The following is a 23,048-nucleotide window of genomic DNA, read 5'->3' on the forward strand; positions in this document are numbered from 1 at the left end:
TCTTCGCTACCTCGCCACGCGCTTGCTCGAAAACTCCCGCCGGATGATCTCCAGCAGACGCCGCGAGGCGGCACTGAGGAAGCCGCCGCGTCTGACAACCGCGACGACGTCATGACTTGCGGTGAGATTGCCGACGCGAATCGTCGCGATCGCGCCCGAGCCCAATTCTTCCGCCGCGTTGCTCTGTGACAGCAACGCGATCCCGAACCCGGCTTCGACCAGGCGCTTCTGCGCGGTGAGGCTGTCGACAGCGGTCCATTCGATCTCGCCGAGCCCTGCGCTCTGGAACAGCGCAAAGACGTGCGAGGCCGTGATCTCACGGCGGCCCGGCACTTCCGGAAAGGCGATCCATTTCTCGTCGCCGAGATCGGCGAGCTTCGCCACCCGCTTGCCCGCCAGCGGATGATCCGGCGCGCACACCACCTGCAGCGGCTCGGCAAACAGCAACTCGCAATCAAGATCGGCCGAGCGGTCGCGGTCGTAGCGCAGGCCGATGGTCGCCTCCCCGCGCCGGATCAGATCAGAGACCTCGGCGCTGGTCGCCGTGCGCAGCGTCAGCGCCACATCCGGATGCCGGGCGACGAAGCGCTTGAGCACCCGGGAGAGCCTGCCGCCCGCGAGCGTACCGGTCACCGCCAGCGACACCGGCCCGGCACTGTCGCGCAGCAGCGCACGTACCGCGTTCTCGGCGTCCTGCGCCGCTGCCACCGCCCGTTCGGCATAGGGCACCATGACGCGGCCGGCATCGCTGAGCCGCGTCTTGCCCGCGACCCGCTCGAACAGCGGCACGCCGAGCTCCTGCTCGAGAAGTGCGATGCGCCGCGAGATCGCCGGCTGCGAGCGATGCAGCGCCTTTGCAGCGTTCGAGATGCCGCCGCGCCGGTGCACCACCAGGAACGTGTTCAGCGCGTCGCTGTCCATGCCGGACCTCATGCAAAAAGCTGATGATATCGAGAGGAATAACAAATTTGGCTGATGGACGAAACCGTCCTATCGCTGCTGTGCGACACGAGACCGACAGGAGCCCCCATGCGCACCCAGGCCGACAAGGCAGCACGATTTCGCGAATTGCATCAGCGCCCCGGCGCCTTCGTCATCCCGAACCCCTGGGATGCCGGCACCGCAAAACTGCTGGCGTCGATGGGGTTCGAGGCGCTGGCGACGACGAGCCTTGGCCTTGCCAATACCCTCGGCACCACGACCGTCAGCCTCGACGCCATCCTTGAAAACTGCCGGATCATCGCCGAGGCGACCGATCTTCCCGTCAATGCCGACCTCGAAAACTGTGGCGCCGACGATCCGAAGACCGCGGCAAAGGCCATCACGCGCGCGGCGGAGGCCGGGTGCGTCGGCGGCTCGATCGAGGATTTTACCGGCGATCCGCGCAAGCCGATCTACGATTTCCACCTCGCGGTCGAACGCGTGCAGGCCGCCGTCGAGGCTGCGCGCGCGCTCCCCTTCCCATTCACGCTGACGGCCCGCGCCGAGAACCTGCTGAAGGGCAGCAGCGATCTCGACGACACGATCCGGCGGCTACAGGCCTTCGAGGCCGCCGGTGCCGACGTGCTGTATTCGCCGGGGGTCCACGACATCGAGACCATCCGCACCGTGGCCTCGTCGGTCAAAAAGCCCTTCAACCTGGTGATGGGCTTTGCCGATCCCACGCTGACCGTCGAGCAGATTGCCGCCGCCGGCGTCAAGCGCATCAGCGTGGGCGGCGCCATGGCCCGCGTTGCGCTGGCAGCGTTCCTCAATTGCGCCCGCGAAATGAAGGATCGGGGCGCGTTTACCTATGTCCGCGAAATGGCCCCGATGAAGGAGGTGCGGGCCGCATTTGGCTGACCGCCCCCGGCCGGCGCGGAACAGCCGCGTCGCCTCGGTCCGGCGGGGAATGTGGATGGATGTGCCATGCTGGCGTCCCGGGGCCGGCTCGCGACTTGCAGTCGGCCCCCGGCAGTGCCAAATGAGCGGCATGCCTCAGGATCAAATCTCGAACGTCCTCGCCGAACGCTATGCCTCGCCCGCCATGCGCGCCATCTGGAGCGGAGAAGGCAAGGTTCGCCTCGAACGCGACTATTGGATCGCCGTGCTGAAGGGTCAGCGCGATCTCGGCATCCCGGTGCCGGATGGCGTGATCGAAGCCTACGAGCGCGTCAAGGACCAGGTCGACCTCGCCTCCATCATGCGCCGCGAGCGTATCACCCGCCACGACGTCAAGGCGCGCATCGAGGAGTTCTGCGATCTCGCCGGTCACGAGCACCTGCACAAGGGCATGACCAGCCGCGACCTCACCGAGAACGTCGAGCAGCTCCAGGTCTATCGCGGGCTGCAGCTGATCGAGACCAAGAGCATCGCCGCCCTCATTCGCTTTGCGAGACACGCAAAGCAGTTTCGCGACATGCCGTTCACGGCACGCACGCACAACGTCGCCGCGCAGGTCACGACGCTCGGCAAGCGCATCGCCATGTTCGGCGAGGAGATGCTGCTGGCGCATCAGAGCCTGGTCAATGTGCTCAACACCTATCCCGCGCGTGGCCTGAAGGGCGCAGTCGGCACGCGTCTCGACCAGATCACTTTGTTCAACGGCGATGCCGGCAAGGCCCGCGCGCTCGAGCAGCAGATCCTCAAGCATCTCGGACTGCCCAAGAGCTTTGATGCCGTCGGCCAGGTCTATCCGCGCAGCCTCGACTTCCGGGCGGTCAGCGTGCTGGTCGATCTCGCCAGCGGTCCGGGCAGCTTCGCCAAGACGCTGCGCCTGATGGCCGGCCACGAGCTCGCCAGCGAAGGGTTTGCCAAGGGCCAGGTCGGCTCCTCCGCGATGCCGCACAAGATGAACAGCCGCTCCTGCGAGCGCATCAACGGCCTGCACGTGGTGCTGAAGGGCTATCTCGCGATGGCCGCAGGCCTTTCCGGCGACCAGTGGAACGAGGGCGACGTCTCCTGCTCCGTGGTCCGCCGCGTCATGCTGCCCGATGCATTCCTCGCGATGGACGGCCTGCTCGAGACCCTGCTCTCGGTGCTCGACCAGATGGAGATCTTCGACGCTGTCGTCGCGACCGAGCTCAACCGTTATCTGCCCTTCCTGCTGACCACCACGGTGATGATGGAAGCGGTGAAGAAGGGCGCGGGGCGCGAAGGCGCGCACGAAGCGATCAAGGAGCACGCGGTCGCGGCCATCCGCGACTTGCGCACCGGCAAGATCGTGCAGAACGACCTCTTGCAGCGTCTCGCTGCCGACCAACGTCTTGGCCTGAGCGAAGCCGAACTGCAGCGCGTGCTCGATCACGGCCGTGCCAATTCCGGCGATGCCGGCGCGCAGGTCGATCACTTCGCCGAGCAGGTCGACGCACTGGCGAAGGCGAAGCCTGAAGCGGCGAGCTACGCGCCGGGCGCGATTTTGTAGGCGAATGGTGAGTAGCGAGTAGCGAATGGAGAAGAAGGTCCATTCGCTACTCGCGATTCGCTATTCGCCCTCTTTAAATCCGTATTCCGGCACGTTGCCGCTGGCGCCGTAATATTTGTACGGCAGGAATTTGCCTGACATCGTGATCTTGACGCGGTCGCCCTTGGGATTGGCGACGCGCTCCATGGCCATGTCGAAGTCGATCGCCGACATGATGCCGTCGCCGAATTCTTCCTCGATCAGCGCCTTCCAGGCCGGGCCGTTCACCATCACCATCTCGTAGAAGCGGTAGATCAAGGGATCGGTCGGCGGCATCGGCGTGCCGGTGCCGCGCATCGGCACCTCGTTGAGCATCGCAACTTCCGCTTTCGACAGCCCGAACAGCTCACCGGCATTCGCCGCCTGCGGCTTTGTCAGTTTCATCTGGCCGAGGATCGCGCCAACGATCAGAACTTCGGAGTAGCCGCCGATCTTCTCGCAGATGTGTTTCCAGCTCCAGCCCTTCTCGCGCTTGATGTCGAGCAGCTTTTCGGTGAGGTCTTCGCGTTTCATGTCAGGGTCCCCTGGCCAGGCACTGTGCCGCCTGCCGCCTTCGGAGGCACGAAACGTGCCAATAAATCAGGCTAGCGCCTCACACCGGCGCCCTCGCCTCGCTTCGCCAAATCCTCCGTAAACCGCTTGATCGCCTCCAGCACCGGCCGCTGATCGCCGGCAAAGAACCAGTGATCGCTTCCCTCGAGCTCGACGAATTGCGCGCTCTTGATCCGGCTCGCGATATCGCGCCCGGCAGCGATCCGCACGGCCTTGTCGTCCCGCCGATGCAGCACCAATGTCGGCACGGCAATTTGCGCCAGAAGATGCCGCACATCGGCGTCGCGAAACGCATCCAGCACCGCCGAGATGCCGCCGGGGCTGGAGGCCGCGCGCAGCAGCCCGGCCCACCAGGCGCGCGCCTGGGGATCGCCGGCAAGGCTCGGCGCGAAGGTTTCGATTCCGACCGGGCCGCCCCATTGCGCGATGAGGTGCTTGCTCCAGGCATCATACTGGCTGGCGCGGAGCGCGTGCGGATAGTCCTGTGACCAGCAGCCCTTGGCCAGCGCGCCGAACAGGATGAGGCCGGCCACGAGCCGCGGTTCATCGACCGCGAATTTGATGCAGGCCGGCCCGCATTCGGATGCGCCAAACAGCACCACGCGACGCGAGTCCGCCGCCCGCAGCACGGTGCCGATATCCTCCGCCGTGACGTCGATGCCGGGGGCCGATCCGACCCGGTCGGACAGTCCGATGCCGCGACGATCGAGAATGATGAGCCGCCCGAGCCTCATCAATGATGCCAGAAACGCCCGGCTCGCGGGATGCTCCCAGACGCGCTCCACATGCGACACGAAGCCGGGCATGACCAGGATATCGAGCGGACCGCTTCCGTAGGTCTGATACGCCAGATGCACGCCGGCGCCCTTGACATAGCGTGTCGTCGGAACGGCATGCGGCGCCGTAGCCGGGATGAGAAGCGCCTCGGTCTCTGCTTCCGGTGCGACCCCGAGTTCGTCGTGCAGCCGCTGTATCAGCGCCGCATGATGCCGTTCCGCGGCGCTGCGGTCACCGGCCAGCAGCAGGCTGCGGATCAGATGCCGACCGTAGACTTCGCTGAGCGGATCAAGCTCGACCAGGCGTCCTGCAAACGCCGTCGCGGCAGAATGGTCGCCGCCGGCATTCTTGTCCTGCACCAGGCGCTCCAGCGCATGCACCAGCCGTCCTCGCAGCGCCTCCCGGCGATAGAACGCCCAATCGTCGAATTCAGGCGAATCGTCCGGAGAGAAACCTGCGAGGAAATCGCCGCGATAAATCCGGCACGCCTCTTCGAAGTCACCGCGGTCGCAGGCGCTTTCGAACAATTGCGAATCCAGCTCGAGCTCGACGTCTGGGGACAAACGCACGCTGGTGCGGTCGGTCTCGAACACCGGTTGGCCAAGTGTGAGCTCGATGCGGTGAAGCAGGCGCCGCAATCGCGCAAGGCCTGTCTCACGGGGCGTCTCCGGCCACAGCAGCGTCGCCACGACGTCGCGCGCGACGGCGCCCTTGGCCTCGGCGAGAAAGACCAGCAGCGCAAGCCCCTTGCGCAAGGCGAGCTTGATCGGGCGACCATCGGCGTGAACCCCAGGGAACCCGAACGTCCCCAGCGAGAAGGCCGTCATTGGAAAACCTCTTTCCCCGGCCGGCGTCCCCGGGGGACGCGCAGGGGACGGTCCGGCGATAGCAGTCAGGACAGATCGAGCCTGACCGCCCGCGAGTGGTTCAGGCTCCTGCATGCGGCAGCGCTGCCATCGGCACAACAGGAAAAACCATGTTCGCACGCCTCGCAATCCTGCTCTACGCCATCGTGAGCTATGGAATATTCACGGTTTCATTTCTCTACGCCCCCGGTTTCGTCGGCAATTATGTCGTGCCCAAATCGATCGACGAGCCAATCGACGTCGGCAGCCCCATCCATCTGAGCGAAGCCATCGTCGTCAATCTGCTGCTGATGAGCCTGTTTGCGATCCAGCACAGCGTCATGGCGCGGCCGGCCTTCAAGCGATGGTTGGTCAAATTCCTTCCCGCGGCCTGCCAGCGCAGCACCTATGTGCTGCTCTCGAGCCTGATCCTGCTGCTGCTGTTCTGGCAGTGGCGCCCGATCCCGGCACCGGTCTGGCAGGCCAGCGGAGTTGCAGCCTGGCTGCTGACCGGCGTGCATTGGCTCGGCTGGCTGATCGTGTTCGCCTCGAGCTACATGATCGATCATTTCGATCTGTTCGGCCTGCGTCAGGCTTTCTCCGCACTAAAGGGCTCCGAGATATCGGGTCAAACCTTCAAGACGCCCCTGCTCTACAAGATCGTCCGGCATCCGCTGATGCTCGGCTTCCTGCTCGCGTTCTGGGCCACGCCCGCGATGACCGCAGGCCATCTGCTGTTCGCGATCGCCAACACCGTCTACATCCTGGTCGCACTGCAGTTCGAGGAGCGGGACCTGATCGCTGAGTTCGGAGAGACCTATCAGCAATATCGCCGGCGCGTTCCCATGCTGGTGCCGCGCCTGTTCGCGCGCCGCCGGACCGACGATCGCCAGTCATCCTGGCCTGTCGGAGCACCGCAATGAAAGCCGTTCTCTGCAGCTCCTTCACCGGCCCGCAGGATTTGCGCGTCGGTGAGATCGACGAGCCGAAGCCGGCCGGCGACGAGGTCCTGATCGACGTCCACGCCGCCTCCGTCAGCTTCATGGACCAGTTGATGGTCTCAGGCCTTTACCAGATGCGGCCACCAACGCCGTTCGTGCCGGGCACGGAGGCATCCGGTGTCGTCGTCGCAGTCGGCGCCAAGGTCACGACATTCGCACCGGGCGATCGCGTGGCGTGCAGTAGCTGGACCGGCGGCTACGCCGAACGGATGACAGCGAAGGAATCGAAGACGGTGCGCTTGCCCGATGGCGTCGCGTTCGAAACCGCGGCGACGGTGCTGCACAATTACGGCACGGCCCATTATGCGCTGGTCGAGCGCGCGCAGGCACGGCGCGGCGAAACCGTTTTCGTTACCGGCGCGGCCGGCGGGGTCGGACTTGCCGCCGTCGACCTCGCTCGCCATCTCGGGCTGCGCGTCATCGCCGGTGTCGGCTCCGATGACAAGGCGGCCCTGGTGCGCGGTTACGGCGCCAGCGATGTGATCAACTATCGCAGCGAGGATCTGCGCGACCGGCTCAAGTCGATCACATCAGGAGACGGCATCGATGTCGGCTTCGACAATGTCGGCGGTGCAATCTTCGAGCAGATGGCCCGCCTGATGAAATGGGGCGGCCGGCTGATGCCGATCGGCTTCACCGGCGGGGTGATACCACAGGTCCCGATGAACCTGCCGCTGCTGAAGAACTATTCCATCATCGGCGTTTTCGCCGGCGCCTGGGCCGAGAAATTCCCCCATGAGGCCGCGCGCGTGAACGACACGCTGATGCACTTGCTGGCCGAGGGACAAATCCGTCCGCACATCGACCGCGTCCTCCCTTTGGAGGAGGCCGGCAACGCCATGCGCGCCGTGGCCAACCGGACGGTTCAGGGAAGAATTGTGCTCAAGATCAGGTAGAATGCGCGGCGAACGGCAACAGAGGAGGGCAGGACGTGACCGAGATCATCATCGCCAGGCGCTTCTGCGGCCCTCCGAACTCCGGCAATGGCGGCTATGTCTGCGGCCGGCTCGCCCGGCACATTCCCGGCGGCGCCGAGGTGACGCTGCGCGCGCCGCCTCCCCTGGACACGCCGCTCGATGCGGTCGCCGCCGAGGATGGTGCTTGGGAGCTTCGCGATGGCGCCAAGGTCGTTGCGACCGGGCGCGCGGCGAGCGTCGAGCTCGCGCAGCTCGAGACGGCCAGCTTGCAGGAAGCACGCGCCGCCGAACTGCTGGCGCTGTTCGAGCCGCACGAGCATCCGCTGCCGAACTGTTTCGTCTGCGGTCCCGCGCGAGCGCAGGGCGATGGCCTGCGCATCTTCACCGGGCCGCTCAAGCGTCGTGCGCAGAACGCCGTTCTCGCCGCAACCTGGACGCCCGATCCGAACCTCGCCGCCGAGGGCGGCCTGGTCGCGCCGGAATTTGTCTGGTCGGCGCTCGATTGTCCCACCGGCTTTGCCAGCAATTGCAATCCGCAGAGCGGCAGCTACGACAAGACGCCGCTCCTGCTCGGACGGATGTCGGCGCGGATCGAGGCCCGCCCGCGCCCCGGCGCCCCCTGCATCATCACCGCCTGGCCAACCGGCCGCGACGGCCGCAAGCGCACGGCGGAGGCCGCGCTCCATGATGAAGCCGGGACGCTGCTGGCCGTGGCGAAGACGACATGGATCGCGGTGGAGCGCGACGTGCTGCTCGGGCGCGGGTAAAGGTCTCGTAGGGTGGGCAAAGGCGCGCAGCGCCGTGCCCACGACTTCTCTCTCAGCGTCATCGATAGACATGGTGGGCACGCTCCGCTTTGCCCACCCTACGAGATCTCCCCGGCCTTACGCGCCCTGCTCCACCATCTCCTGCAGCCGCACCAGCTCTGCCTCGAGATCCCGCTCCACATCCGCCGCGCGAATGTCGATCACCCGATAGTCGCGCGCCTCCAGCCATGCCCGCCGCGACGCGCGGTCGGCGGCGATGGCCTCGCCCTCGCCCGGGTTGACCAGCTCGATCGCGATCCGGTGCGGGAACGAGACGAAGTCGGGGATGTGGCGGCCGACCGGGGTCTGGCGCTTGAACCCACCTGCGAAGCGGCGGTCGCGGGTCAGGGCCTGCCAGAGCAGGCGCTCGGCATCGGTGGGGTTGCGGCGGAGCAGGCGCGCGAGACCGCGCACGGTCGAGCCGCTGTCGGGCGCGCCGCCCGCCTGCCCATGCTCGGCGAGCAGCGCGCGCAGGCGCGTCGCCTGCTCGCCGTCGAGCACGCCGCCCTTGGCCGGGCCCTTGCGTCCCTCGGCGATCGCCATGACGACCCCATGAAGGGTGTGCATGTCCTGCTTGGTCGGGTCCATGCGGGTGAAGATGTTGCGCAGGTTCACCAGCATGGTGTCGCGCTTCTCGGCCGGCCGCAGGAATTCGACCTTGTCGAGCTCGCGGACCAGGTTCTCGAAGAAGGCCTGGATCTGGTGCTGCGAGGCGCGCTCGGACCGCTCGGGCATGGCATGCGGCAGCGCGCCGGCTGTCGCCCGCTTGAACCATTCATAGCCGACCAGCAGCACGGCCTGGGCGAGGTTGAGCGAGGCGAAGCCCGGATTGACCGGGAAGGTGATGATGCGGTTGGAGAGCCCGACCTCCTCATTGGTCAGCCCCCAGCGCTCGCGGCCGAACAGGATGCCGCACCTGCCGCCGGTCGCGACGTGACCGGCGATTTCGCTCGCTGCGGCCTCCGGCCCGACCACGGGCTTGGCCTGATCGTGGGGACGCGCGGTGGTGGCAAACAGGAGGTCGAGGTCGGCGACCGCCTGCTCCACCGTGTCGAACAATTCGACCTTTTCCAGAATGTGGTCGGCGCCGGCCGCCGCGCGCTGGGCCGCGATGTTGGGCCAGCCGTCCCTGGGATTGACGATGCGCAGGGCGCCAAGCGCAAAATTGCCCATGGCGCGCGCGCACATGCCGATGTTCTCGCCGAGCTGCGGCTCGACCAGGATGACGATGGGACCGTCGAGGGAGAGGCCCGCCTTGCTCTTGTCAGTCCCCGACATCTCGCTTCGCTTTCACACTGTCTCTCAAGGCCTTGGCAGGGCGCTCTCAGGAATTGATTCAAAGGCCGGCCGCAGGGCCGGCCATGGCCGTCAGCCTGTCGTTTGCCTGTCCTGACAAAATTCTCAAGGGAAATAACGGGGTTAGAATCGACTTTTGAATCTCCTCTGAAGGCTGAGGCCCGCCCCCGCGCCAGGGCCGCTCCCCGCCCCCCATCTGGGCAAGCTGGATGAGCTAAAAGTGCATAATCCCTTGGCTTTCGCCCGCCGCGGTCCGGTGCTAAGAGGCGGCGGATATTCACGTTGGCGCGCTTCTGGCGCCGTTCCCAAGAGGGCTTCCCCGATCATGGCAAAAATCAAGGTATCCAATCCCGTCGTCGAACTCGATGGCGACGAGATGACCCGGATCATCTGGCAGTACATCAAGGACAAGCTGATCAACCCGTACCTTGACGTCGAGCTGCTGTATTTCGACCTGGGCATGGAATACCGCGACCACACCAACGATCAGGTCACCATCGACGCCGCCGAGGCGATCAAGAAGGTCGGCGTCGGCGTCAAGTGCGCCACCATCACGCCGGACGAGGCCCGGGTGAAGGAGTTCAACCTCAAGCAGATGTGGAAGTCGCCGAACGGCACCATCCGCAACATCCTCGGCGGCGTGATCTTCCGCGAGCCGATCATCTGCAAGAACGTGCCGCGCCTCGTTCCCGGCTGGACCAAGCCGATCATCATCGGCCGCCACGCCTATGGCGACCAGTACCGCGCCACCGACATCAAGTTCCCGGGCAAGGGCACCCTCTCGCTGAAGTTCGTCGGCGAGGACGGCACCGTGATCGAGAAGGAAGTGTTCAAGGCTCCGGGCGCCGGCGTCGCCATGGAGATGTACAATCTCGACGATTCCATCATCGACTTCGCCCGCGCCTCCTTCAACTACGGCCTGCTGCGCGGCTACCCGGTGTATCTGTCGACCAAGAACACGATCCTCAAGGTCTATGACGGCCGCTTCAAGGACATCTTCCAGGAGATCTTCGACAAGGAGTTCAAGAAGGAGTTCGACGCCAAGGGCCTGACCTACGAGCACCGCCTGATCGACGACATGGTGGCCTCGGCGCTGAAGTGGTCCGGCGGTTATGTCTGGGCCTGTAAGAACTATGACGGCGACGTGCAGTCCGACACGGTGGCGCAGGGCTACGGCTCGCTCGGCCTGATGACCTCGGTGCTGCTCACCCCCGACGGCAAGACCGTCGAGGCGGAAGCCGCCCACGGCACGGTGACCCGCCACTACCGCGAGCACCAGAAGGGCAAGGAGACCTCGACCAACTCGATCGCGTCGATCTTCGCCTGGACCCGTGGCCTGTCGCACCGCGCCAAGCTCGACAACAATGCCGAGCTCGCCAAGTTCGCCGCGACCCTCGAGAAGGTCTGCGTCGACACCGTCGAGGCCGGCTACATGACCAAGGACCTCGCGCTGCTGGTCGGCGCCGACCAGCGCTGGCTCTCGACCACGGGCTTCCTCGACAAGGTCGCGGAAAACCTGACGAAGGCGCTGGCGGCCTAAGCTGCCATCCGCAATTTCGCCCGACTGGGTCAGACATCATCACGGGCCGCGCCAAAAGCGCGGCCCGTCTTTTTTTAGAGACCTTTCGCGGAGATGCGACCATGTCGATCAAGTCTGTCGTCCCCTGCCTGCTACTGCTCACCGCCATGGCCGGGCCGGCTGTCGCGGCAGAGGCGCTCCCCGAAGCCATCGCCGTATCAGGCGAGAGCGTCGTGCTCAGCGTCCACGCCGAGGGCGCGCAGGTCTATGAGTGCAAGGCGGCCGCCGACGGCAAGCTCGCCTGGGCCTTCCGCGAGCCGATCGCGACGCTGCTATCCGAGGGCAAGACCATCGGCCGCCACTATGCCGGCCCGAGCTGGGAGCTCGCCGACGGCAGCGCGGTGGTCGGCAAGGCCATCGGCAACGCGCCGGGCACCACGCCTGCCGATATCCCCTGGCTGAAGCTGGAGGTCGCCTCCCGTCGCGGCAGCGGCACCCTGACGCCCGTCACCACCGTCCAGCGCATCAACACCCACGGCGGCAAGCTCGAGGGTTCTTGCGACAAGACCGGCGATTTCAGGAGCGCGCCCTATTCGGCCGACTATATCTTCCTGAAGAAAGGCTGACCGCTCAGCGGTCGGTATCCTCGCGCTCCGCCTGCGCCAGCTCTGCCGCGGCAAGATCGCCGGTCTCCTCCAGCCGCGCTTTTGCGGTTTCGTGGACATGGGCGGCGAGCGTCGGCATGCGCGCGATCAGGGCGTGAAAATCCTGGGCATCGAGCAAGAGCAGCCGGGTCTTGCGCGTCGCCGTCACGGTGCCGCTGCGTTTTGTCTTGTGCAGCAGCGCGATCTCGCCGAAGAAGGTGCCGTCGCCGAGCCGCACCTGCTGGCTCGGCAGCGATATCTCGACCTCGCCGGCGGTGATGAAATACATCGACGAGGCGGCATCGCCCCGCCGCACCAGCACCTCGCCCTGCTCGATGGTGCGCGCCCGCAACAGGCGCATGATGTCGGCGATCTCCGCGGCGGACAGATGCGAGAATAGCGGCACCCGCGCCAGCATGCCCCAGGTCACGACGAAGTCGCGCCGCCTCACCTCCTCCGCGAACGCCGAGGAGATGATCGCGACCGGCAGCGCGATCATGGCAAAGCCCGAGATGATCGCGAACACCGAGATGAATTTTCCGAGCGGCGTCACCGGCACGACGTCGCCATAGCCGACGGTGCCGAGCGTCACGATCGCCCACCACATCGCATCCGGAATGGTGCCGAGCTTGCCGGGCTGCACGTCGCGCTCGACGGCATAGAGCAGCGAGGCGAAGGTCAGCACCACGCCGAACAGGATGACGACGCAGCCGATCAGCGCGCGCCGCTCGGCATGCACGGCCGCCAGCAGCGAGCGCATCGCCGGCGAATAGCGGATCAGCTTGAAGAAGGGCAGCACGCCGAGCCCGGCCAGGGTCGCGTGCCGGCCGGTGGCGAGCACGACCGCTGCGGGGAGGAATGCCATGAGGTCGATGATTCCGAGCGCGGAGAAGGCATAAGAGAGCCGGTCGGACAGCGCCGAGCCGTTGCGCTGGGTGTGCCCCGCCACCGTCCACAGCCGCGCCAGATATTCGAGCGCGAACACGATGACGGCGAAGACGGCGATCGCGCCGAACAGCGTGTCGAACCGCGCGTCCAGCTCCGGCACCGAGGCGAGGACCATCGCGGCGACGTTCAGCACGATGACGCCGATGATCAGCTGGATGAAGCGCGATCCGACCGAATAGGCCAGCGGATCGTGCTCCAGCAATTCGTAGAGGCGATCCCTCAAATCGGGATCGGAAAGCCCAATTCCTCGCGGAACGAGGCGCATCGGCCTCTACGCGCTCGCCATCGCTTTTTCGATCGCCGCCAGCGCCTCGGTCGCCTTGGCGCCGTCGGGGCCGCCGGCCTGCGCCATGTCGGGCCGGCCGCCGCCGCCCTTGCCGCCGAGCGCTTCGGAGGCGACGCGGACGAGATTCACGGCGTTGAAGCGCGCGGTGAGGTCGGCGGTGACGCCGACCACGACACCGGCCTTGCCGTCCTCGGTGACGCCGACGATGGCGACGACGCCCGAGCCGATCTGCTTCTTGCCGTCGTCGGCAAGGCTCTTGAGATCCTTCATCTCGATGCCTTCGACCGCGCGCGCCATCAGCTTGACGCCGCCGGCCTCGCGCACGCTGGCCGCTGCGCCATCGCCGCTCGACGCGCCGCCGCCCATCGCGAGCTTCTTGCGGGCGTCGGAGAGCTCGCGCTCGAGCTTCTTGCGCTCCTCCATCAGCGCAGCGATGCGGGCCGGCACATCGTCGAGCGACGTGCGCAGCTCGTTCGCCGCAGTCTTGGCCAGCGCCATGGTGTCGTTGGCGTGCTTGCGCGCATAATTGCCGGTCAGCGCTTCGATGCGGCGCACGCCGGAGGCGACCGCGCTCTCGCTGGTCAGCGTGATCAGGCCGATGTCGCCGGTGCGCTTGACATGCGTGCCGCCGCAGAGCTCGACCGACCAGCCGAGCGCATTGGCGCCGCGCTCGCGCGCGGTCCTGCCCATCGAGACGACGCGGACCTCGTCGCCATATTTCTCGCCGAACAGCGCACGGGCGCCGGCCTCGCGGGCCTCGTCCACGCCCATGACGCGGGTGGTGACCTCGTCATTCTCCAGCACCACGTCGTTGGCGATGTCCTCGACGCGGGCAAGCTCCTCCGCCGTGATCGGCTTCGGATGCACGAAGTCGAAGCGCAGCCGGTCCGGCGCGACCATCGAGCCGCGCTGGGCGATGTGATCGCCGAGCACCTGGCGCAGCGCCTCGTGGATGAGATGCGTCGCCGAGTGATGCGCGCGGATCGAGGAGCGCCTGCCGTGATCGACCTCGAGCTGCAGCGCGGTGCCAACCTTCACTTCGCCGCTCTCGACGGTGCCGACATGCACGAAGAAATCGCCGAGCTTCTTCTGCGTGTCGGTGACGCGGAATTTGAGGCCCCCTTCACCGGTCAAAACGCCGGTGTCGCCGACCTGGCCGCCGGACTCCGCATAGAACGGCGTCTGGTTCAGCACGATCGAACCCGTCTCGCCGACCTTGAGGCTGGCAACCTCCGCGCCGTCCTTCACCAGCGCGGAGACCACGCCTTCAGCGCTTTCTGTCTCATAGCCCAGGAATTCCGTCGCACCGAGCTTCTCGCGCAGCGGGAACCAGATCGCCTCGGAGGCCGCTTCGCCAGAGCCCTTCCAGGACTCGCGCGCCTTGGCCTTCTGGCGCTCCATCGCGTCGGTGAACGCAGCCTGGTCGACGCCGATGCCGCGCGACTTCAGCGCATCCTGCGTCAGGTCCAGCGGGAAGCCGTAGGTGTCGTACAGCGTGAAGGCGACGTCGCCGTCGAACATGTCGCCCTTTTTCAGGGACGCACTCTTCTCATCAAGGATGGCCAAGCCGCGTGAAAGAGTCTTGCGGAAGCGGGTCTCTTCGAGACGCAGCGTTTCCTCGATCAGATTCTCCGCGCGCATCAGGTCGGGATAGGCCTGGCCCATCTCGCGGACCAGCGCCCAGACCAGGCGATGCATCAGCGGCTCCTTGGCGCCCAGAAGCTGCGCATGGCGCATCGCGCGGCGCATGATCCGGCGCAGCACGTAGCCGCGGCCCTCGTTCGAGGGCAGCACGCCGTCCGCGACCAGGAACGCCGAGGAGCGCAAATGGTCGGCGATGACGCGGAACGAGGCGACGGTCTGCTCGTTCGGCCCGGTACCGAGCGCCGACGATGTCGCGTCGATCAGATGACGGAACAGATCGGTCTCGAACACGCTGTCGACGCCCTGCATGATGCAGGCCATGCGCTCGAGGCCCATGCCGGTGTCGATCGAGGGACGCGGCAGGTCAACGCGCTCCTCCTTCGTCACCTGCTCGTATTGCATGAACACGAGATTCCAGAATTCGAGGAAGCGGTCGCCGTCCTCCTCAGGAGAACCGGGAGGGCCACCCCAGATATGGTCGCCGCGATCGATGAAGATCTCCGAGCACGGGCCGCACGGGCCGGTGTCGCCCATTGCCCAGAAATTGTCGGAAGTCGGGATGCGGATGATGCGGTCGTCGGAGAAGCCGGCGATCTTCTTCCAGAGCCCGTGCGCCTCGTCGTCGGTGTGGTAGACGGTGACGAGCAGCTTGTCCTTCTTCAGCCCGAAGTCCTTCGTGATGAGCTTCCAGGCAAGCTCGATCGCGCGCTCCTTGAAATAGTCGCCGAACGAGAAGTTGCCGAGCATCTCGAAGAAGGTGAGATGGCGCGCGGTGTAGCCGACATTGTCGAGGTCGTTGTGCTTGCCGCCGGCGCGCACGCATTTCTGCGACGTGGTGGCGCGCTGGTAGGGCCGCTTCTCCACCCCGGTGAAGACGTTCTTGAACTGCACCATGCCGGCATTGGTGAACATCAACGTCGGATCGTTGCGCGGCACCAATGGCGAGGACGACACGATCTCGTGGCCGTTCTCGGCAAAGAAGTTCAGAAAGGTCGACCTGATCTCGTTGACGCCGCTCATGTTCATCCAATCGGGTGTGCTTGGACCCGCTGATTTGCCATCCAAACCTGTCGATTTGGGCTGTTATCTGCGGGCCAAAGCGCTTTTAGACAAGGCAAGCTTCGCTGTCCAGAAACTGTGCAGAGAGATCAGTGGGTTGCCGCAGGCGCTCAATCCCGTTGAAAGCCGCAAGGTCTGCGTTGACAGGCTTGGCCGGCCTGTGGTCTGTACCCATCTATATCGTACGGCCACGTCGGGAGAGACCGGCTTCATTGCCGGCGCCGAAGGAGCAACCGCCCCGGAAACTCTCAGGCAAAAGGACCGCGTGGCTTTGACGACATCTGGAAAGAGGCGCTGGCGGGCGTAAGGCCCGGATAGCGTCCGCCGACGGGATAATACTCTCAGGCACAGCGACAGATGGGGCTTCGACTGGTTTGTCTCGGGGAATCGTCCCCGGGGAACCGCCGAGGACCCCTGTGATGGTTGCGCCAGACGACAAGAACTCCCTGAAACGTACCCCCCTTTACGACCTTCACGTGTCGCTCGGCGGCAAGATGGTGCCGTTCGCGGGCTATGACATGCCCGTGCAGTACCCCGCTGGCGTGCTGAAGGAGCACCTCCAGACCCGCACCCAAGCCGGCCTGTTCGACGTCTCCCATATGGGCCAGCTCGCGCTCCGGCCGAAATCCGGCAAGATCGAGGATGCCGCCCGCGCGCTGGAACGGCTGGTGCCGCAGGATATCGTGGCGATTGCACCTAGCCGGCAACGCTACGCCCAGTTCACCAATGAAGACGGCGGGATTCTCGACGATCTGATGGTTGCCAATTTCGGCGACCACCTGTTCCTGGTCGTCAATGCCGCCTGCAAGGACGCTGACGAGGCGCATCTGCGCGCGCATCTCTCGGACGACTGCATCATCGATTCGCTTGAAGACCGCGCGCTGATCGCGCTGCAGGGCCCGAAGGCGGAGTCAGCACTGGCGAAATTATGTGCAGAGGCGCCCGCCATGAAGTTCATGGACGCCGGCCCGCACACGGTTGCCGGGCTCGACTGCTTCGTCTCGCGTTCCGGCTACACCGGCGAGGACGGTTTTGAGATTTCAGTCCCCGCGGCCGACGCTGAACGTCTCGCCAAAACACTCCTGGAAAACCCGGACGTAATGCCGATCGGCTTGGGGGCTCGCGACAGCCTGCGGCTCGAAGCCGGGCTCTGCCTCTACGGCCACGACATCGACACCGCGACGACGCCGGTCGAAGCTGCGCTGGAATGGTCGGTGCAGAAGAGCCGTCGCAGCGGCGGCGCACGCGCCGGCAGCTTTCCTGGCGCGGACAAGATCCTCGCGCATTTCGACAACGGCGCATCCCGCCGCCGCGTCGGCTTGCGCGCCGAGGGCCGCGCGCCGGTGCGCGAGGGCGCGCTGCTGTTTGCCGATAGCGCGGGCGGCGAGCCGATCGGAAAAGTCACCTCGGGCGGCTTCGGCCCGAGCCTGAATGCGCCGGTCGCGATGGGCTATGTGCCCGCGGCCCTGAGCGCGCTTGACACAAAAATCTTCGCCGAGGTGCGCGGGCAACGTTTGCCGCTCACCGTCGCCGCCATGCCCTTCGTGAAAAACACCTACAAACGCTGAGGACAAGACAATGACCACGACGCTGTACACTTCCGACCACGAATGGCTCGCCATCGACGGCGATGTCGCCACCGTCGGCATCACCGATTATGCGCAGCAGCAGCTCGGCGACGTCGTGTTCGTCGAATTGCCCAAGGTCGGCCGCGCGTTGAAGAAGGCCGAAGCCGCCGCCGTCGTGGAATCCGTGAAAGCCGCCTCCGACGTCTATGCGCCTGTTACGGGCGAAGTGCTCGAGACCAACGATGCCCTCGCCGCCGAGCCGGCGCTGGTGAACTCGGACGCGCAAGGCAAGGCGTGGTTCTTCAAGATCAAGATTGCCGACAAAAGCGAGCTCGGCGGCCTCATGGATGAAGCCGCCTACAAGGCACATACGGCGTGAAGATCATGAGCCGAGCCGCCGCCCCACACTCACTGTCATGCCCCGCGAAGGCGGGGCATCCAGTAAACGCAGCCGGTTCGGCTAGACCCGAGAGGCCGCGGCGTACTGGATCGCCCGCCTTCGCGGGCGACGACAGCAACTCCTAGCGAGGACCCATGATGACCGCGCACCGCAAATCCAACGGCGACACCGCCACCTTCGTTCGCCGCCACATCGGCCCCTCCGCACGCGACGTCACCGCCATGCTCGAAGCCGTCAGCGCCAAAAGCATCGATGCGCTGATGGGGGAGACGCTGCCGGCCTCGATCCGGCAGGCCGCCCCGCTCGATCTCGGCAAGCCGCTCAGCGAGACCGAGGCGATCGCACACATGACCGAGCTTGGCCGGCAGAACCAGGTCTTCACCTCGCTGATCGGCCAAGGCTATTCCGGCACGATCCTGCCCGCGGTGATCCAGCGCAACATCCTGGAGAATCCGGCCTGGTACACGGCTTACACGCCCTATCAGCCCGAGATCAGCCAGGGCCGGCTGGAGGCGCTGCTCAACTTCCAGACCATGATCTGCGACCTCACCGGGCTCGACGTCGCCAACGCTTCACTGCTGGATGAGGCGACCGCCGCGGCCGAAGCGATGGCACTCGCCGAGCGGCACTCGCAGGTCAAGGCCAAGGCCTTCTTCGTCGACAAGGACGTACATCCGCAGACGCTGGCTGTGATGCGCACCCGCGCCGAGCCGCTCGGCTGGAATCTGGTCGTCGGCGATCCCCTCACCGATCTCGACAAGGCGGACGTGCTCGGCGCGCTGCTGCAATATCCTGGAACTTCGGGCGCGGTGCGCGACCTCAGGCCCGCGATCGCGGCGCTGAAGGCCAAGGGCGCGCTCGCGATCGTTGCCGCCGATCTGCTCGCACTCACGCTGCTCGCCTCGCCGGGCGAGCTCGGGGCCGACATCGCGATCGGCTCGGCGCAGCGTTTTGGCGTTCCGATGGGCTATGGCGGACCGCACGCGGCCTATATGGCGGTGCGCGATGCGTTGAAGCGCTCGCTGCCTGGCCGCATCGTCGGGCTATCGGTGGATTCGCGCGGGGCTCCCGCCTATCGCCTCGCGCTGCAGACCCGCGAGCAGCACATCCGCCGCGAGAAGGCGACCTCCAACATCTGCACCGCGCAGGTGCTGCTCGCCGTGATCGCCTCGATGTATGCGGTCTATCACGGCCCCGAGGGGCTGACGCAGATCGCGCGCAACGTGCATCGCCGCGCCGCCGTGCTCGCGGCGGGCCTGCGCAAGCTCGGCTTTGCGCTGCAATCAGAAAGCTTCTTCGACACGCTCAGCGTCGATGCCGGCGCCAAACGCGCCGAGATCATCGCGCGCGCAGCGGCCGAGAAGATCAATCTCGGCGTCAGCGAGACCAATTTGCGCATCGCGCTCGACGAGACGACGACGCCTGCGACCGTGGAAGCCGTGTGGCGTGCCTTCGGCGGCCAGCTCTCCTATGCCGAGATCGACGCGACCACGCGAGAGGCGCTGCCGGAGGCGCTGAAGCGCACGACCGACTTCCTCACCCATCCCGTCTTCCACGCGCATCGCTCGGAGACCGAGATGCTGCGCTACATGCGCAAGCTCTCGGATCGCGACCTCGCGCTCGACCGCGCCATGATCCCGCTGGGCTCCTGCACCATGAAGCTGAACGCGACCACCGAGATGATGCCGCTGACCTGGCCGGAATTCGGCTCGCTGCACCCGTTCGTGCCGCGCGAGCAGGCGGCCGGCTATCATGCGCTGTTCGCCCGGCTGGAGAAGTGGCTGTGCGACATCACCGGCTATGACGCGATCTCACTCCAGCCCAATTCCGGTGCGCAGGGCGAATATGCCGGCCTGCTTGCGATCCGCGGCTATCACGCCGCACGCGGTGAGAGCCACCGCAAGATCTGCCTGATCCCCTCCTCCGCCCACGGCACCAACCCGGCATCGGCCGCGATGGTCGGCATGGACGTGGTGGTGGTCGCCTGCGAGAAGAACGGCGACGTCGACGTCAATGATCTCCGCGCCAAGGCGGAAAAGCATTCGAACGACCTCGCCGCCGTCATGATCACCTATCCCTCGACCCATGGCGTGTTCGAGGAGCATATTCGCGAGATCTGCGACATCGTGCACGGCCATGGCGGCCAGGTGTATCTGGACGGTGCCAACCTCAACGCGCAGGTCGGCCTGAGCAGGCCCGGCGATTACGGCGCCGACGTCAGCCATCTCAATCTGCACAAGACCTTCTGCATCCCGCATGGCGGCGGCGGCCCCGGCATGGGCCCGATCGGCGTGAAGGCGCATCTGGCGCCATTCCTCCCCGGCCATCCGGCGACGCAGGCGGATGCCCCGGTCGGCCCGGTCTCGGCCGCGCCGTTCGGCTCGGCCTCGATCCTGACCATCTCCTACATCTACATCCTGATGATGGGCGGCGACGGCCTGAAGCGCGCCACCGAGATCGCGATCCTCAATGCCAACTACATCGCAGCGCGCCTCGATCCGCACTTCCCGGTGCTCTACAAGAACGCGAGGGGCCGCGTCGCGCATGAGTGCATCGTCGATCCCCGTCCGCTGAAGACGACGAGCGGCGTCACCGTCGACGACATCGCAAAACGCCTGATCGACTACGGCTTCCACGCCCCGACCATGAGCTTCCCGGTGCCGGGCACGCTGATGATCGAGCCGACCGAATCGGAATCGAAGGCGGAGCTCGATCGCTTCTGCGACGCCATGATCGCGATCCGGAAAGAAATCGCCGAGGTCGAGGCCGGCCGCTTCAAGATCGAAGCATCGCCGCTGCGCCACGCCCCGCACACCGTGCACGACATCGCGGACGACGACTGGAAGCGCGCCTACACCCGCGCTGAGGGCTGCTTCCCCGACGGCGTCTCGCGTACTGACAAATACTGGTGCCCGGTCGGTCGCGTCGACAACGTCTATGGCGATCGCAACCTGGTGTGCTCGTGCCCGCCGGTGAGCGATTACGCGGAAGCCGCGGAGTAAGACGCAACGGAGGTTTCGTAGGGTGGGCAAAGCGCAAGCGTGCCCACCACCTTTCGGCACGTTGGAATATGGTGGGCACGGCGCTACGCGCCTTTGCCCACCCTACGGTCCGATTTAGGGGACAACCAGTTTCGTAGGGTGGGCAAAGCGGAGCGTGCCCACCACCTTTGCATGCGGTGAAAGATGGTGGGCACGGCGCTTACGTGCCTTTGCCCACCCTACGGCTGCGAAAGCACCTCGAGGGCACAACCAGCGACCGGCTTTCGCGATCCCATCGCAGAGCCGTTCGTTGGTGAGGTGCGTGCCACCCCACTGTCACGCCCAAAACGAAACGGGCACTGAAGACGTCGGCAACTCAACGTCCTCAGCGCCCGCTCCTCGCGAAAACTCTTCGCGTTAAGGCTTACTCCTCCGCCGGCTCCTCGCCGTCGGCGTCGCTCTCGGGCGTGCCGGCCAAAATCTGCTCGGAGATCAGGCCGGAGTTCTGGCGGATCGAGGTCTCGATCTTGGCGGTGATGTCGGGGTTGCCCTTCAAAAACGCCTTGGCGTTCTCGCGGCCCTGGCCGAGACGCTGGCTGTCATAGGAGAACCAGGCGCCCGACTTCTCGACGATGCCGGCCTTGACGCCGAGGTCGAGGATCTCGCCCATCTTGGAGACGCCCTCGCCGTACATGATGTCGAACTCGACCTGCTTGAAGGGCGGCGCCAGCTTGTTCTTCACCACCTTCACGCGCGTGGTGTTGCCGACCACTTCGTCGCGCTCCTTGATCGCGCCGATGCGACGGATGTCGAGACGGACGGAGGCATAGAACTTCAGCGCGTTACCGCCGGTCGTGGTTTCCGGCGAGCCGTACATCACACCGATCTTCATGCGGATCTGGTTGATGAAGATCACCATGGTGTTGGACTTGTTGATGGAGGCCGTCAGCTTGCGCAGCGCCTGGCTCATCAGACGTGCCTGCAGGCCCGGCAGCGCATCGCCCATCTCGCCTTCGAGCTCGGCCTTCGGCACCAGCGCCGCAACCGAATCGACCACCAGCACGTCCACCGCGCCCGAACGCACCAGCGTGTCGCAAATTTCCAGCGCCTGCTCGCCGGTGTCGGGCTGCGAGATCAGGAGCTCGTCGATGTTGACGCCCAGCTTGCGGGCATAGACCGGGTCGAGCGCGTGCTCGGCGTCGATGAAGGCGCAGATGCCGCCCTTCTTCTGTGCTTCCGCCACCGTGTGCAGCGCCAGCGTGGTCTTGCCCGAGGATTCCGGCCCGTATATCTCGACGATGCGCCCCTTCGGCAGACCGCCGATGCCGAGCGCGATATCGAGCCCGAGCGAGCCGGAGGACACCGCCTCGATGTCCATGGACCGGTCGCTCTTGCCGAGCTTCATCACCGATCCCTTGCCGAACTGGCGCTCGATCTGGGAGAGCGCGGCAGCCAGGGCTTTACTCTTGTCCATGGAAGATCCTTCGACGATACGCAGGGCAGTGGCGGACATTGGGTCGTGCTCCTTATGGCGAGGATTCGCGTGTGGGACAAACGATTGGGCGGCGGGTCGTCGATAAAAGTATGTACCCTATCTGTTCTATGTTCGCAATATGTTCTTTCGCGAATTCGGGTGCTGTCCGTATTTGACCCTCGGTGTCCCAGTTTGTTCTAGCGAGTGTCCTAAGTTCAATTTTGAACCAATGCGGCCGGTGGTAGTTGAGGCCGCATCACCGGCTTCGGCTCTGCCCGTAGGCGTCGGTGGCTGAGAGACCGAGAGCGCTCCCGCCTGCTACCAGGGAGCGCCGCTATGCCGGACTATTCTCACCGAATCGCCGTTCAGACCGCTCTAATCGCCGCAGAAATCGAGCGAACCCAGCAGATTTGCAGACGCTCGATGGAACTGCTCCGGCTTCCGCTTCCGAGCACATTCCTTGGAAACAGACTCAATCCGCCGCCAGAAGAAGAGAATGAGGAGTAAGACCGCCTGAGTTGGAGACCTCTTTCGGTCCTCATCCAAATTGCGACAGGAACGTTCAGCGGTAGCCTTGTCGGCTTGGCGCGGGTGTCCCGTCAGATGACACAAAACCTTGGCATAGGTTGTGCAGACTAACCGTCACCGGGGAATTGCTCATTCCCACCCGGGGCTGGAAAGCCGCCGCCCGCGCTCAATTTAAGCGGGCGGCGTTTTTGCTTCGCCCGTGAAATCTTCCACTGTCCTAATTCGATTTGCCGGGTGTCCTAATAGGAGCGCACCGCAGATCGCGGCCTTTCGAGCCTCCTGAAATTGAATTTTGAGGTGCCGTGCTCCTCTGGCTGAAGCGCCGGCCATCAAGCGGTGGGAGCTTGTATTTAAATGCTAC

At 65.5% G+C, this 23,048-nt stretch carries 17 protein-coding genes and 1 riboswitch; of the genes, 10 read left to right on the forward strand and 7 right to left on the reverse strand.

The window, feature by feature from the left end; all coding sequences use genetic code 11:
- Positions 1-6: 6 nt before the first annotated feature.
- A complete protein-coding gene (locus WN72_RS31385; RefSeq protein ID WP_092213475.1) occupies positions 7-921 on the reverse strand; it encodes a LysR family transcriptional regulator in 915 nt (304 codons plus the stop codon).
- A 108-nt stretch (positions 922-1,029) separates the two neighbouring features.
- On the opposite strand from WN72_RS31385, the gene WN72_RS31390 reads away from it, so the two are divergent.
- Both WN72_RS31390 and purB read left to right on the forward strand, forming a co-directional pair.
- The gene (locus WN72_RS31390) at positions 1,030-1,842 is read left to right on the forward strand and encodes an isocitrate lyase/PEP mutase family protein (RefSeq protein ID WP_092213473.1); all 813 of its coding nucleotides are present in this window, start codon (positions 1,030-1,032) and stop codon (positions 1,840-1,842) included.
- A gap of 121 nt (positions 1,843-1,963) precedes the next feature.
- On the forward strand, positions 1,964-3,403 hold the full coding sequence (gene purB / locus WN72_RS31395; protein WP_092213471.1) for an adenylosuccinate lyase: 1,440 nt from the start codon (positions 1,964-1,966) through the stop codon (positions 3,401-3,403).
- 60 nt (positions 3,404-3,463) lie between these two features.
- Here purB and cynS read toward each other — a convergent pair whose 3' ends face one another.
- Positions 3,464-3,955 carry a cyanase gene (cynS, locus tag WN72_RS31400; protein WP_051377715.1) on the reverse strand — a complete coding sequence of 164 codons (492 nt, stop codon included), beginning with the start codon at positions 3,953-3,955 and terminating at the stop codon, positions 3,464-3,466.
- A 71-nt stretch (positions 3,956-4,026) separates the two neighbouring features.
- On the reverse strand, positions 4,027-5,598 hold the full coding sequence (locus WN72_RS31405; protein ID WP_092213469.1) for a bifunctional AfsR/SARP family transcriptional regulator/alpha/beta hydrolase: 1,572 nt from the start codon (positions 5,596-5,598) through the stop codon (positions 4,027-4,029).
- Positions 5,599-5,747: 149 nt separating this feature from the next.
- Here WN72_RS31405 and mddA point away from each other — a divergent pair, with 149 nt between their 5' ends.
- Genes mddA through WN72_RS31420 form a run of 3 tightly spaced genes read left to right on the forward strand, consistent with a single transcriptional unit; the run spans position 5,748 to position 8,301 of the window.
- On the forward strand, positions 5,748-6,539 hold the full coding sequence (gene mddA, locus WN72_RS31410) for a methanethiol S-methyltransferase (protein ID WP_092213466.1): 792 nt from the start codon (positions 5,748-5,750) through the stop codon (positions 6,537-6,539).
- Complete coding sequence (locus WN72_RS31415; RefSeq protein ID WP_092213464.1) at positions 6,536-7,513, forward strand: NADPH:quinone oxidoreductase family protein; 978 nt, start codon at positions 6,536-6,538, stop codon at positions 7,511-7,513. Before mddA ends, WN72_RS31415 begins: the two co-directional genes overlap by 4 nt.
- Positions 7,514-7,548: 35 nt before the next feature.
- Positions 7,549-8,301, forward strand: coding sequence for a hotdog family protein (locus tag WN72_RS31420; protein WP_027560262.1), 753 nt, complete (start codon positions 7,549-7,551; stop codon positions 8,299-8,301).
- A gap of 117 nt (positions 8,302-8,418) precedes the next feature.
- Here the strand turns inward: WN72_RS31420 and WN72_RS31425 are convergent, their stop codons facing one another.
- Complete coding sequence (locus WN72_RS31425) at positions 8,419-9,618, reverse strand: TrmJ/YjtD family RNA methyltransferase (protein ID WP_092213462.1); 1,200 nt, start codon at positions 9,616-9,618, stop codon at positions 8,419-8,421.
- A gap of 343 nt (positions 9,619-9,961) precedes the next feature.
- Here WN72_RS31425 and WN72_RS31430 point away from each other — a divergent pair, with 343 nt between their 5' ends.
- Entirely contained in the window at positions 9,962-11,176 is a 1,215-nt protein-coding gene (locus WN72_RS31430; RefSeq protein ID WP_092213460.1) for an NADP-dependent isocitrate dehydrogenase, read from the forward strand.
- A gap of 101 nt (positions 11,177-11,277) precedes the next feature.
- Complete coding sequence (locus tag WN72_RS31435; RefSeq protein WP_092213458.1) at positions 11,278-11,781, forward strand: DUF3455 domain-containing protein; 504 nt, start codon at positions 11,278-11,280, stop codon at positions 11,779-11,781.
- 4 nt (positions 11,782-11,785) lie between these two features.
- Here WN72_RS31435 and WN72_RS31440 read toward each other — a convergent pair whose 3' ends face one another.
- The gene (locus tag WN72_RS31440; protein WP_092213456.1) at positions 11,786-13,012 is read right to left on the reverse strand and encodes a cyclic nucleotide-gated ion channel; all 1,227 of its coding nucleotides are present in this window, start codon (positions 13,010-13,012) and stop codon (positions 11,786-11,788) included.
- Positions 13,013-13,018: 6 nt separating this feature from the next.
- Complete coding sequence (gene alaS, locus WN72_RS31445; RefSeq protein ID WP_167380657.1) at positions 13,019-15,697, reverse strand: alanine--tRNA ligase; 2,679 nt, start codon at positions 15,695-15,697, stop codon at positions 13,019-13,021.
- A 223-nt stretch (positions 15,698-15,920) separates the two neighbouring features.
- Positions 15,921-16,009, forward strand: a riboswitch (glycine riboswitch).
- Between the two features lie 146 nt (positions 16,010-16,155).
- Between alaS and gcvT the strand changes: the two genes are divergently transcribed.
- From gcvT to gcvP, 3 genes are all read left to right on the forward strand, one after another.
- Positions 16,156-17,304 (forward strand): glycine cleavage system aminomethyltransferase GcvT, encoded by a 1,149-nt coding sequence (gcvT, locus tag WN72_RS31450; protein ID WP_092213452.1) that lies wholly within the window; start codon positions 16,156-16,158, stop codon positions 17,302-17,304.
- Positions 17,305-17,314: 10 nt separating this feature from the next.
- A complete protein-coding gene (gene gcvH, locus WN72_RS31455; RefSeq protein ID WP_027560269.1) occupies positions 17,315-17,683 on the forward strand; it encodes a glycine cleavage system protein GcvH in 369 nt (122 codons plus the stop codon).
- Between the two features lie 158 nt (positions 17,684-17,841).
- Positions 17,842-20,706 carry an aminomethyl-transferring glycine dehydrogenase gene (gcvP, locus tag WN72_RS31460; protein WP_167380680.1) on the forward strand — a complete coding sequence of 955 codons (2,865 nt, stop codon included), beginning with the start codon at positions 17,842-17,844 and terminating at the stop codon, positions 20,704-20,706.
- A gap of 403 nt (positions 20,707-21,109) precedes the next feature.
- On the opposite strand, the gene recA is transcribed toward gcvP, so the two are convergent.
- Positions 21,110-22,198 carry a recombinase RecA gene (gene recA / locus WN72_RS31465; RefSeq protein WP_027560271.1) on the reverse strand — a complete coding sequence of 363 codons (1,089 nt, stop codon included), beginning with the start codon at positions 22,196-22,198 and terminating at the stop codon, positions 21,110-21,112.
- Positions 22,199-23,048: the final 850 nt, after the last annotated feature.

It is taken from the genome of Bradyrhizobium arachidis, from assembly GCF_015291705.1.
GTDB lineage: Bacteria > Pseudomonadota > Alphaproteobacteria > Rhizobiales > Xanthobacteraceae > Bradyrhizobium > Bradyrhizobium arachidis.